Origin of the sequence: Flavobacterium sp. TAB 87 (assembly GCF_001529295.1) — a bacterium.
In the GTDB taxonomy this organism is placed as follows: Bacteria; Bacteroidota; Bacteroidia; order Flavobacteriales; family Flavobacteriaceae; genus Flavobacterium.
Window position 1 is genome coordinate 1 of the sequence record NZ_LLWK01000032.1, and the last position, 12,462, is coordinate 12,462.

Genomic DNA, 12,462 nt, shown 5'->3' on the forward strand with positions numbered 1-12,462 from the left:
AAATCAAGAACTGGAAGTCACCCTACAAGATCAAAGTCTTGTTTTTATTAAAAACAGACTATTTAAAGCCGAAATCAGGATTTGTTTTCTTTCCACTTCAATTTGTAGTCTAAAAAAACAGGCTTCTTAAAAGGCTTTATTTGGATTGTAGTAATAGCAATGTGAGGGCATATTAGAGGAAAAAGAAGTTTTTTCACAGCCTGACGTGTCGCAGCTTGCAGAAGTGGCGAACTTCGTAACCGAGAATTTTCGGCTAAGATAAAATTTCTTGCGAAAGATAAACGTGAATTTACCACATATTTCGCCATTTATGCAAACCGCTGTTATGCCTTCGTTGTTTTTTTAGTTTGTTCTTTTTAGTTCTTTTTTTGTTTTATTAATTGTCTGATTGAAGTTAAATGTCCAAATAATACAATTGGAACTATAAATGTCGGTAACCAACTAAATGGGAAATTTAAAATCGCAATGTTCGGTTGTTCAAAAGCGAATTTCTGAATTGGTGAAGGTGCCGAAAATAATGCGTTAACTACAATATTTATTAAAAGTCCAAGACAAATTAAATTCCAAATTAAAATTGTCTGTCGGCTTAGTTTTGTTTTTGTCAGTCCAAAATAGGCAATAAACGGTGCTGTAATTCCTGCAATAATATCAAAGTTTCGTCCTTCAAAAGTCATCAATTCGGGAACTGCTTTATTCAGAAAAAGCCAAAATAAAACTATTTCAACTGGAATTCTTACAATGTTTAAATATGTCAAGTTTTTAAGTGGTAAACTGTCTATAAATTGTCGCCCTTTTTGAGTTGCAAACAGCAAAATTATTGTCAAAATAGTCGGTAAAATTCCGAACAACATAATTTTTGGTGGAAATGAATTTGTGTCTGTGCTGTAAATATTTTTTAGTGTCAAAATTGTTTGGATTACCAACCAAATTGTCAAGCCGATTAAAATTGGTGTTGATTTTTTTCTTGTCGTTTCAGAATTTGAGTTTCTAATTATCCAAATAAAAAGTAGCAAAGTCGCAATTGTTGTCAGTCCGAAAGTCAATGAAATAAATGTTGGTAAATTGTTTATCATTTTCTGTTTTTTCTATGTTTTACGGTGTCTGTGTCTTACAATGAGGCATAACTTACTTATATGTTTAACAAAGTAATACATATACAACAAATAGTTGTTGTGTATGTACGACTAAAGTCGTAAAATATTAAAAAGCTAATATATTCAAAATCTATACGATAATAGAGCAATTTTAATAATCTACCATGAAATTTAAGTGATTTTTTTCAACTCTTCTAGACGAGCTGTTTCAAATTTCAGATATTTATAAAAGGTAGTTTTACTTTTAATCTCAAGCACTTTAAAAATATCTTCAACTAATAGCTGCTTCTCATCATATAGTGCTTTTGCACGTATCGCTTTTTTTTTCTGATTCAACTGACAAACCTTTTGGTTTTCCACCAATTCTACCTCTAGCTCTAGCGCTTGCAAGTCCAGCGATAGTCCTTTCAGAGATTAAATTCCTTTCGAATTTTGCAAATGCTCCTAGCAAATGGAACATTAACTTTTCTATCGCTGTAGAAGTATCTATTCCATCTGATATACCTATAAAATCAACAATTTTGAGCAGTATCTAAATCTTCAAAAATCATGGCTTCGTAAATTGAACTGGATAAAACTAATGTGCCAATCAAGTATTCAACAAAGTAACTATCTTGAGGAGTTAATAATACATACATAAATTCTATGATTATTTAGAATCAAATATTGTAAATAATAATAGAATTAAAGAATTAAAACTGATAAACTATTTAGATTTATTTAATCCGTAAGTGATAATTGTTGATTATATTTGATCGACATCAAACTATCTTCTTAAAACGCGCTTGTCATCTCTGCTTTAAATAAATAAGTAAATGATATTGACTTAAACATTAATTATAATTATGAAAAACCTATTCCTTCTTTTTTTAATTTTCTCTGCGAGCGCAATTTTTGCACAAGATCAGGAAATTATTAAGCGTGATTTTCAAACGATAATTAAATACACTTCTGAAATGAAGATTGATGATGTGCTCAACATGACATATCCGCAACTGTTTACTGTAGTTCCAAAAGCTCAGATGAGTGCAATGGCAAAAGGTATGTTATCAGGTATGGGTATAAAAATGATTTATGAACAAGTTCCGTTAAATCTTAAGATGACACCAGTCAAAACTTTATCAAAAAGCTCAATTTGTCTGAGCAAATACAATCAAAGTATGATAATGGAAGCAGCAGACTCTAGTTTGCTAGAAATGTTGACTTACGCAAAAATGAAAGACAACATAATTGAAAAATTGGATGCAAATAAAATAAGAATTAAAGGCAGTTCTTACTTACTTGCAATTAAAGATAGTTTCACTAAAAATACTTGGAAATACCTAAGATATGATGATGAGAACGCTGAAGCTAACTCAAAAATTCTATCCAAAGAAATACTGACAGCTGTTGAGAAGATGAAGACTTCTTTATAAAGAGCTAATTTTTCATGTACTTACAAAATGATTTACTTTTTTACTAACCAAACTCTACCTAATAATAGGACAGTCGTTTTTTTTTGATTAAAAGAATATTACTTTTAAAATGCAATTATACTATTTAATAAAATGGTATATATAATATTAATGTTCTTAAAGCAAGAACAATCATAGTATTAATAAAACTCAAATAAAAAATTCTGAAATTGAAATGAAAATTAAATCGAGACTTATATAATGTTCAATACAGCAAATAGTGTTAAAAGTACATTTTAACGTTAAAAGTAATTTAAACTGAACTTTGAAAAATGAACGTTAATAATGTACTGAGTTGAGTCAATATATTGCTGAAATTCGCACCGAAAATAATTTAGTGCAAATTTCATTTTAACGACCGTTAATTTGAAGTAGTTCATTGCAAAATTTTAAAGAAATATCAATGATAATTTGTATATCCTTGTCATCTGCTTTTATTTCTTTTTCTTCCTTATAATGTAAAAGATCAATGGTGAAGTTTAAAACATCTTTATCAGTATAACTATTGTAGTCAATTCGATCACATGCAAAATGAATAGTAATAAATGAAGTACTATTAATTTTTAATTTCATCTGTTCGTCAAAGTAATCTTCAGTATTATTAATCTCAATTCCAAAATAATCAACCTCCATTTCTTTTTCCTCTATTAAAGAAATTATAAGTGGTATAAAATCTCCTTCAGGAATATTTATTCTTTTGGTGCTTAAAATCAGTACGTGTTGCATATTTTAAATTTTAATTATTATGAATATTAAAACAGAGATAGATGTTGTGGATCATTGGAAATTTGGTTCGCCACCAAATCGGTCATGTAAGGATATGCGAAATCTTCGATTGGTGCTAAGTTAAGCCACTTACTTTCATCTTCTGGATTTAAAACTACTGGCATTCTTTTTTTAATATTGTGAATTTTAGCCATTAATGGACTTGCTTGAGTCATCAACATTGTATATGTATTAACTAATTGGCCAGATTGAATATCATTCCATCGGGAGTATAATCCTGCAAAAGCAAATAACTCGTCATCGCCAATTCCTATTTCATATTTAACTTTGTTTTTCCCTTTAGAATCTAACCACTGCCATTCATAAAACCCATTAGCTATGATCAAGCACCTTTGATTGACAACATCTTTAAAAGATGGCTTTTCTTTAACGGTTTCAATTTTAGCATTTAAAGTCATAACCTTAATATCATCGTTTTTTGACCACGCAGGGATTAAGCCCCAATTAAAGTGCTCTATAATAGTAATATCCTCATTTGTAATTATTGGAGTTTTAGGAAACGTAAATCCATTGATATGATCATCAGGTGCAAAGGAACTTTTGTCCTTAATTTTGGCATTAAACCGCTTTTCAATTTGTAAAGCTAATTTCGTTTGTATGGTGTGGTAGCACATGTACTTAGGTTTTGAAATGAGTAAAAATAATGATTTTTACAGCACTCACAATCAGTACTTTGAATTACATAAAAATTCTAAAAAATAGTGTAAGACTTTTTATTTGTGCATTTGCCAACTTTGTAAAAGGAGAAAAGTAATTCACCAATTAAACAAATATATTATGGAAAATAATCACAACAACCACAACAATGACAGAGGACAAATGCTAACAGGAATGTTCTCTGACCGTGAAAGTACAGAAAGCGCATATAATGCATTACATGAGCGCGGATATGCAAAAGAGGACATTAATCTAGTGATGTCAGATGAGACACGAAAAAAATACTATTCTGATGAGAATGATAATTCTGAATTAGGAACTAAAGCGGCTGAAACTGCAGGTACTGGTTCTGCCATTGGTGGAACGGTAGGAGCTATTGTTGGAGTAATTGCTGCTATAGGTACAAGTTTAGTAATTCCAGGTTTAGGACTAATAGTTGCTGGACCATTAGCAGCTGGATTAGCTGGAGCAGGTGCAGGAGGAATTGCAGGTGGAATTATTGGCGCATTAGTTGGTTCAGGAATACCTGAAGATCGTGCAAAATTGTATGAGTCCGGTATTAACAACGGTCATGTTGTAATGGGAGTTCATCCAAGAAATGACGAAGATGCTGACTATTTAGAGCAAAATTGGAAAACAAATAGAGGTCAAGATATTTACAGATAATCTTATCTATTTTTAAAAAAAATACTCGGCATTATAATGTCGAGTATTTTTTTTGATTATAAATTAAAATTCTTAAATATTAATGGGAAGTAGGGATAAAGATTTTGAAAGTAGCACCTTCATTTAAAATTCCATGTGCAGTTATTATTCCACGATGATTTTCAACTATCCTTTTCACAATCGCTAAACCAATACCGGTCCCCTGAAACTTTTCCTTTCCATGCAAGCGCTGAAATACTTGAAATATTTTCTCACTGTATTCCTCTTCAAATCCAATTCCATTATCGCTAAATTTTATATAGCAATATTCTACATCTTGCTTTAAATTTAAATTGTTTAACTCTGATCCAAAAGCTACTAAGCTGTCAATAGTAATTTTTGCATCGCAATCAGGTTTACTGAACTTCAGTGAATTGGTAATTAAATTAAATACTACTTGTCTAAATTGAACTGGAATAACATCAATTTGGCAGTCATTTATAATGTTTATAGTAGTGCTTCTTCCTTCAAAATCGTACTCTAAATTTTCTTTTACCTCTTCCACTATAGTAGAAATATTTGCCTTCTCATATATACGTTCTTGAATGCTCGTTCTAGAATAAGCAAGTAAATCCTGTATAAGTGTTTGCATGCGATCAGCAGCACTTTGCATTCTTATAAACTTATCTTTACCTCCCTCAGATATATTGTCATACTCTCTCTCTCTAAGCTGAGTCGCGAATGTTTGAATTTTTCGTAAAGGCTCTTGTAAATCATGACTAGATATATAAGCAAAGGACTGTAATTCCTTATTCATCTTTTCTAAGTCATCATTCTTCTGAAAAAGCTCCTTTGTGCGTTCTAAAACTTCTCGTTCTAGCTCAGTCGTAAACATTTTTTGATCTTGAATGTCTGTACTAGTACCTACCCACATTGTTATTTTTCCTTCTTTATCGCGTTGCGGGAGAGCTCTAGTTAATTGCCAACGATATGTTCCATCACTTTTTCGAAAGCGATGCTCAATTATAAAATCTTTCTCGGTTGCTATTGCGTCCATCCATCTTTCAGTGTTGTCTTCTTTTTCATCGTCATGAACAATTGAGAGCCAACCTTTTTCAACAATTTCTTCCTTATTATAACCTGAGAAATCAAACACAGCTTGATTAAAATAATTAAATTTTCCTCTTTCATCAGCAGTCCACACAAACTGAGGCATTGAGTCGGCTAAAAGTCTGAATTTTTGCTCATTTTCTTCTAATAGTTTCTTTGCTGTAACATTCGCCGTTACATCTGTGGCAACGACCATAACTCCTGTTACGGTATTAAAATCTAATAAAGGATGGTATACAAAGTTAAAATAGCAGTTTTCCTTTTTACCAAATCGTGTTAAAGTCACTGGGAATTCATAACCATGAAAGGCTTCTCCCGTTCTATAAATTTCTTTAAAAATAGGACTTATACTTTCTTCCGCATCAGGTAAAACTTCGAATATAGGTCTTGATAATAAGTCGCTTGTGGATTTGTCTACTAATTCTAAATAAGGGGCATTAACCATGCTAACAATATTTTCTGGACCTCGCACAATTATCATAGCAACTGGAGCTTGATGCACCGCATCACGAAAGCGCTTTTCACTTTCTTCTATTTTTTCCTTTACTTCATTTAATTCAGTGACTTCGGCAGCTGTATTCATTACACCATAAATTGCACCACTTGAATCTCTTAGTGGAGTAAAACTATAATTAAAATAATGAACCTTTAAAAATCCATCTTTTAAAATACCTACGGGCTGATTTTTAGCATTAAATGCTATTCCAGTTTTATATACCGTTTCTATCTGCTCATAAATATTTTGATTTTCTAATTCCGGTAAAAGATTTCTATATAATTGCCCAATAACATTACTTCCCTTTCCCCATGCATCAACCATAGATTGATTTGCAAGGGTAATACGCATCTCACTGCCAGTATATACTGCGATGGGAAATGGTGCACTTTCCACCAAACTACGAATGCTTTGCTCGCTTTTTTCAATTTCTTTTCTAGCAATAACTTGGGGAGTTACATCATAGCCAAGAACCATAATTTTATTACTGTTGCTGTGGTCATCGTAAATAGGTTCATACGAGAAGTTCATATAAACAGTTTCTAATGTACCAGATCGCATAATTTTTAATGGTAACTCAGTGGTTGCCAAATGTTTTCCTGATGCTCTTACATTATTTAAAATTTCTTTAACTCCTTGCAAAGACAATTCTGGTATGGACTCAAAAACAGATATGTTAGTAACGTCTTGTGAGGTTTTACCCCATAAGTCTAATGCACTTTCATTTGCTATTTCAACAACATACTCTGGTCCACGCAAAATTGCAATAGCCATAGGCGCTTGTAATATAATTGATTTTAGATTATTCTCACTTTGCTCTAATTGTTTACGAGCAGTATTTTGCGCCGTGATGTCCTCTACTGTGCCATTAAATCGGAATGGCATTTTATTGTCATCAAATAGCACCTTGCCTTTTGCATGTAATGTAATTTCATTTTTAGAAATAGGATTTACGATATTGTATGCGATATCATAAAAACCTCCTGAAGAAAAATCCAAAGCTTTTGCAATAGCATTTAAAACATTTTCCTGATGCTCTTCTACAATAACCTTTGTAGCATCATTTAAGTCTACTTCCTGATCAGCACTTAAACCAAACCATTCTTTTAAACGGATATTAGCTGAAAATTTATTAGTGATGGGATTATAATCAAATGTTCCTAGAGCTGCAGCTTCAATTACAAATTCTAATTCTTTTTTACTATCGTCGAGCGCCTGCTCTACAGCTTTTTGAGAGGTAATATTAGTATTAGTACCAAACCAAGTTGTAATTTCTCCCTCTTCATTTTTTACAGGAAGAGCTCTAGTTAAAAATTCTTGATAATTTCCATCCGCACCTTTAATAGCATAGCTCATCTCCAATGGTATCCCTTTTTCTAAAGAGAAGTTCCATTCTTGCAATATATTTACCAATTCATCTTCACGATAAACGGACTTCCATCCCCAACCTTTCATTTCTTCAAAAGTGGTTCCCGTATAATCATACCATTGTTTGTTATACCAATATAGATCCCCTTTTTCGTCTGCCATCCATGCCAGATTAGGAATATTATCAGCGATAGCTTTAAATCGCTTCTCGCTTTTATTTAGTTCCTCATCTGCGAGGTTCTTAGCAGTAGTCTCAAAAATGGTAATTAAAATTCCTCCTATGGATCGATCCTGCAAAAAAATGGGACTGTATGCTAAATCAAAATAACAGTTTTGAATGGAGCCCTCTCTAAGTAATGGAAACATGAAGTTTGAAAACCCTACAGATTCTCCTCGTTCCACAGCTTTAAAAATAGGTTCAGTAATATGCCAAACCTCTGAAAAGGTTTCAGAGGTACTTTTCCCCAAAGCATCTATCTCCTTTTGATGCCCTAAAATGGGCACATAGGCATCATTAAAAATTTGTCGATATTCCTTTCCCCATGCGATATACATTGGAAAAGGATTATTGAGTATGATAGAAACAGCAGATTGTAGGTTTTGAGGCCAAATATCTGGACTTCCTAGCGGAGTTTGTGTCCAGTCTTTGTTGCGAATTTGAAGTCCCATTTCGCCTCCACCTTCTAGAAAATAATATGGATTGTCCAAATTGATAGGATTAAAAATGTATTAGCACTGAATGATAAATTTACTTCTTTCTGGTTGATTAATTTTATCTACAGTTAATAATACTGTTACCTGATAAATTGCCTTTTTTAATATGCTAAAGTCACCTGGCTTTCTAATATAATAATGGGCTCCAATTTCATATAGTTTATTTACCATATCAATATCCAAAGAAGTAGAGAAAATTACAACTGGTAACAATTTTAAAGATTCAGTAGATTTTATCTCTAGTAGACATTCAGAACCTGATTTACGTGGCATATTTAAATCAAGGAAAAGAACATCAGGTAATTGCTCTCTATTATTTGTCAAGAACTCCATCAATTCAACTCCGTCACTAACGGTTGATAAAGTTGTAAATGAAAATAAATCTTCAACAGCATCTTGAAAAAAAAGACGATCATCCATATCATCGTCTGCAAGTAATAATTTTTCCATAAGTATGAATATCAAGTGAATTTCTAAACAGAAATTTTGGGGTAATAAAAAATTTTATAAAACTCACTCCAAAAGTAAGAAAAAATTAAGCATCAAAACGCACGTTTATCTGCGGTGAAATGCGCCATCACTATCCAAATAATCCTGTGCCATTTACACTCCATAACTATTTAAAAAACTTGCTTAAAAACTGAAGATAAATTGAGAAATAAATTAATGTTTATTTGTAAGAAAACATCGTGCAGTGATTAAACTACATGCATTTCCATGTTTCACTACAAAGCGATTTTTAAACCTAACGTAGATTTGCAGTGTTCAAAAGGAACAAAAAACAAGACACAAAAAATCAAACATATAGTATCATGAAAAAACAAATCGTTATCGCTGCACTAGCTCTTGGAGCATTCATCTTTGGAACTTCAGACGCACAAGCTCAAGCTACTTCAAATGCGGCAAGCACAACAGTTAATTTAATATTATCTGACGTTATTTCAATTGATGCTGGTTCTGTAGCTAGTAATGGAATTGTAGATTTTAATTATGTTACATCAGCTGATTATAACGCAGCAAAAAATGTAACAGTAGCAAATAGCTTAATTGTAACTTCATCTAAAAATTTCGATGTTAAAGTAAAAGCTGGAGGTGCTGATTTTTCAAACGGTACAAATAAAATTCCTGTAGACGTATTGCAAATACAAGCTGTAACTGGAGGGAGTATGGTAGGAACTTTAAATACTATCACTTTATCTACTACTGATCAAAAATTAGTAAGTAATGCGACTTTAGGAGCTCAAAAATCATTAAGTATCGATTATTCTATCTCAGCTGTTAAAGCACAAACTGTTCTTCTTGGTAAGCCTGGAGGAACATATAAGCAGACTGTAACATATACTGCGACTGCTCTATAAATCGAAGAAAAAGTACTTTATTAAGAAGGCCCTCAACCATTATGGTTGGGGGCCTTCTTAAATTTAAAAACAGTTATACTTTACTCTTCTTCGCCTTCCGCAGCTGCGTCAAAATTAATTGTATTGTATGCTGCTTCTGTTAGCGTAACATCAGCTTCTTTTTCTTCAGCAAGTGTAACACTTAACAATTCAGCTGCTTCGTCTTCTCCTAATGTTTTAGCGAATGCTACTAAAGTACCATAAGTTGCAATTTCATAGTGCTCAATTTTTTGAGATGCAGCTATTATACCTGCATCACGTACAGCACCTATTTCTGTTTCCTCCATTATGCTTGCTCCCTCTTTAATCAAACCGTCCATAGCATCACACTTTTTTGCAACTGCTTTTTCTCCAATTATTTTAAACACTTGTTCTAAACGGTCTACTTGAGTATTTGTTACATCTAAGTGATCTTCAATTGCTGCAATTAGATTTTCATTAGTTGCATTTTTCTGCATCTTTGGTAAAGCTTTAGTCAACGCTTTTTCTGCCCAATAAATATCCTTTAAAGAATCAACAAATAATTCGCGTAATCCATCTGCGGCAGATGATTTTGCTTTTACTTTTCCAGCTGTAGATTTTTTGTCTGCATCTGTTTTTTTCTCACTTGTACTTTTTGTGGCTGTTTTAGTTTTAGTATCTTTTTCAGTAGTTTTCATAATGTAATGTGTTTAATTTGTTTGCTTTACAAACTTAAAAATATTTTAATATTTGAATGTTATATAATTTCTAGCTTATTTTTCAGAATTTTTTTAATTAACTTTCCTTTATAATTCTATAAAATTTACAGCTATAGATATAAATTTTATTTTGCAACAATTTTTAACTTTGATTATCAACTATAATTATTTGAAGTATGGATTTGTTGAAGAAACGCATAGATTATAAAGTAGGCCAGAAGGTTAAACTACAGCTTAGAGATCAGGTTATGGAAATAATAGGATTTGAACCTGAATTTATTGAAAACGTAATAACGCAATGGGAAAATGAAGATGGCGCGATTGCTACTGGTAAATTTATGGAATTAGAATTAGAGCCAGTTAAATAATAGTTATTTCACTTTAACGGACTTTAAATATTATACCTATTTTGAATCTGTGAAAAAATCCACAATTAAATAAATTAAATAAATTTAATAATTTAAATAGAATATCATGAGAGCAATTTGGACAGGAGCAATTAGTTTCGGACTTATAAATATCCCCATCAAAATTTATTCAGCTATTGAAACAATTACTTTAAATCTAGACATGCTTGACAAAAAAGATCAATTTTTATAAATTAAATAAGATTTATTATAGTATTTCAAAGCATTTGGATAATCTCCTACCTGTGAATATATTCCTCCAATATTTTGTGAAGTAGCTGCAATCATTTCTGTATCGTTTATTTCTTCTTGAACAACAATAGCCTGCTTGTAATAGTTTAAAGCATCTAGATAATTGCCTAAATAATAATAAACTCCTCCGATATTATTTAAGATCGAAGAAATTCCTTTTTTGTATTTTATTCTTTTATATACTTCATTACTTTCCTTAAAAAACAATAAAGCATTTGAGTAATCTACTTGATAATAATATGTTACAGCTTTGTAACTGTAACAATCACCTACTTTTTGACTTTTATCTAAAGAGCTGTACAACAACAAACTTTTATCGAAGGACAATAATGATTGCGAATAGTCACCTGTATCTTGACTTTTCATACCTAACTTAAGAATGGAATCGGCCATCTTACTATTTTTATTTATCTCCATAACTCTTTCATCCGTATCTGACTGTCCAAAAAAGGTTGCCCCGTTTAACGACAGAATGACAGAAAAAACAACATTTATGATTCTTCTCATGAATATGTGTGTTATAATAAATATTAAAACGTACTTAGTCAAATCTAGAATAGGTACGTTTTTAGTTTTTGAAATTATAAATAAGTTAATTTTTATTTAAAGATATCACCAGAGAAATTGGTAGGTCTAATAATTATAGGGGGCGTTATATCTCCACCAGCAACAATATCAAGTTGCTGTTCATTCAATTCTAAATCATCCATATTGAGCTCAGCAGGAATATTTATAAAAATTATTGAAGAGTCCGTTTGATCAACAAATGTAATTTTTTCACCTTTTGGTAGTAGAACTGAGTGTCCTAAAAAGTTTTCTATTGTTGCTAGAGGTGTAGCAATTAAATTGCTTTTAAAAGTAGGGTCTTCCCATGCCTTTTTAACAATTGCATCTAAAATTTTTTGGTCGTTAGTTAATTCCATTTTTCGTATGTTTTTAAATTAAATTTTACAATCGAAAAGTAGCTTCTTTTTTACATATGGAATTGCCAAATATTCTGACAAAATAATTTCTTTTTTGTGAAAAATTACTGTTTTTTAAAATTATTTTCTCCCTGAAGAAATCATTTAAAATCGCTATCAAAAAATGGAGAGAAATCGAATATAAAATCTTAAAATTGATTATGTGTTCGATTAAATTCAAATTTAATATCTCCATTCTTTTATTCTTTTTAAAATTCTTTTCTATTAAAAAAATAGCCTGACAAAAAACACTATAAAAATTAACACTTTAAATAAAATTTAAAAAGATCGAATAAAAAATACAAAACACTAATAATCAAATACTTAATTATTTAAAACGCAGTCATTCATAAAATTTAAAATAGGAACAATTTGTTCGATTGTGCTCACATTCACTTCCACACAAAGACAAATAACGGCATTGTAAGACAATGGCGTTA

Annotated in this window: 13 protein-coding genes and 1 pseudogene; 4 read left to right on the plus strand and 10 right to left on the minus strand. The window is 31.3% G+C overall.

The annotated features are described in order from the left end of the window. Window positions 1-356: 356 nt before the first annotated feature. The 3 genes from AP058_RS03885 to AP058_RS16605 all read right to left on the minus strand — a co-directional run bounded on the left by AP058_RS03885 (window position 357) and on the right by AP058_RS16605 (window position 1,626). Window positions 357-1,073 carry a hypothetical protein gene (locus AP058_RS03885; protein WP_066307099.1) on the minus strand — a complete coding sequence of 239 codons (717 nt, stop codon included), beginning with the start codon at window positions 1,071-1,073 and terminating at the stop codon, window positions 357-359. Window positions 1,074-1,265: 192 nt separating this feature from the next. Beyond that, window positions 1,266-1,430, minus strand: a complete 165-nt coding sequence (locus AP058_RS16835; RefSeq protein ID WP_157492601.1) for a hypothetical protein — start codon at window positions 1,428-1,430, stop codon at window positions 1,266-1,268. Beyond that, entirely contained in the window at window positions 1,387-1,626 is a 240-nt protein-coding gene (locus AP058_RS16605; protein ID WP_082706570.1) for a recombinase family protein, read from the minus strand. The genes AP058_RS16835 and AP058_RS16605 overlap by 44 nt, the downstream gene beginning before the upstream one ends. A 313-nt stretch (window positions 1,627-1,939) precedes the next feature. On the opposite strand from AP058_RS16605, the gene AP058_RS03895 reads away from it, so the two are divergent. Continuing rightward, window positions 1,940-2,509 (plus strand): hypothetical protein, encoded by a 570-nt coding sequence (locus AP058_RS03895; RefSeq protein ID WP_066307102.1) that lies wholly within the window; start codon window positions 1,940-1,942, stop codon window positions 2,507-2,509. A 390-nt stretch (window positions 2,510-2,899) separates the two neighbouring features. Here AP058_RS03895 and AP058_RS03900 read toward each other — a convergent pair whose 3' ends face one another. Further along, window positions 2,900-3,274, minus strand: coding sequence for a hypothetical protein (locus tag AP058_RS03900; RefSeq protein ID WP_066307104.1), 375 nt, complete (start codon window positions 3,272-3,274; stop codon window positions 2,900-2,902). Window positions 3,275-3,300: 26 nt separating this feature from the next. Continuing rightward, on the minus strand, window positions 3,301-3,948 hold the full coding sequence (locus AP058_RS03905) for an SOS response-associated peptidase (protein WP_066307105.1): 648 nt from the start codon (window positions 3,946-3,948) through the stop codon (window positions 3,301-3,303). Window positions 3,949-4,111: 163 nt separating this feature from the next. Between AP058_RS03905 and AP058_RS03910 the strand changes: the two genes are divergently transcribed. Further along, window positions 4,112-4,657, plus strand: coding sequence for a hypothetical protein (locus tag AP058_RS03910; protein WP_066307108.1), 546 nt, complete (start codon window positions 4,112-4,114; stop codon window positions 4,655-4,657). 79 nt (window positions 4,658-4,736) lie between these two features. Here the strand turns inward: AP058_RS03910 and AP058_RS03915 are convergent, their stop codons facing one another. Beyond that, entirely contained in the window at window positions 4,737-8,318 is a 3,582-nt protein-coding gene (locus AP058_RS03915) for a PAS domain S-box protein (protein WP_066307109.1), read from the minus strand. Between the two features lie 21 nt (window positions 8,319-8,339). Continuing rightward, a complete protein-coding gene (locus AP058_RS03920) occupies window positions 8,340-8,774 on the minus strand; it encodes a response regulator (protein ID WP_066307110.1) in 435 nt (144 codons plus the stop codon). 362 nt (window positions 8,775-9,136) lie between these two features. Between AP058_RS03920 and AP058_RS03925 the strand changes: the two genes are divergently transcribed. Continuing rightward, entirely contained in the window at window positions 9,137-9,682 is a 546-nt protein-coding gene (locus AP058_RS03925) for a peptidoglycan-binding protein LysM (protein ID WP_066307326.1), read from the plus strand. Between the two features lie 80 nt (window positions 9,683-9,762). Here the strand turns inward: AP058_RS03925 and AP058_RS03930 are convergent, their stop codons facing one another. Beyond that, window positions 9,763-10,380, minus strand: a complete 618-nt coding sequence (locus tag AP058_RS03930; protein WP_066307112.1) for a ferritin-like domain-containing protein — start codon at window positions 10,378-10,380, stop codon at window positions 9,763-9,765. A gap of 495 nt (window positions 10,381-10,875) precedes the next feature. Between AP058_RS03930 and AP058_RS16840 the strand changes: the two are divergent. After that, window positions 10,876-10,989 (plus strand): annotated as a pseudogene (locus tag AP058_RS16840) (Ku protein); the annotation flags it as partial. On the opposite strand, the gene AP058_RS03940 reads toward AP058_RS16840, so the two are convergent. Then, a complete protein-coding gene (locus AP058_RS03940; protein ID WP_066307115.1) occupies window positions 10,989-11,567 on the minus strand; it encodes a tetratricopeptide repeat protein in 579 nt (192 codons plus the stop codon). The pseudogene AP058_RS16840 and the gene AP058_RS03940 sit on opposite strands and share 1 nt — an antisense overlap. A 92-nt stretch (window positions 11,568-11,659) precedes the next feature. Further along, window positions 11,660-11,983: a hypothetical protein gene (locus AP058_RS03945; RefSeq protein ID WP_066307117.1), complete on the minus strand. Its 324-nt coding sequence runs from the start codon at window positions 11,981-11,983 to the stop codon at window positions 11,660-11,662. Window positions 11,984-12,462 lie beyond the last annotated feature (479 nt).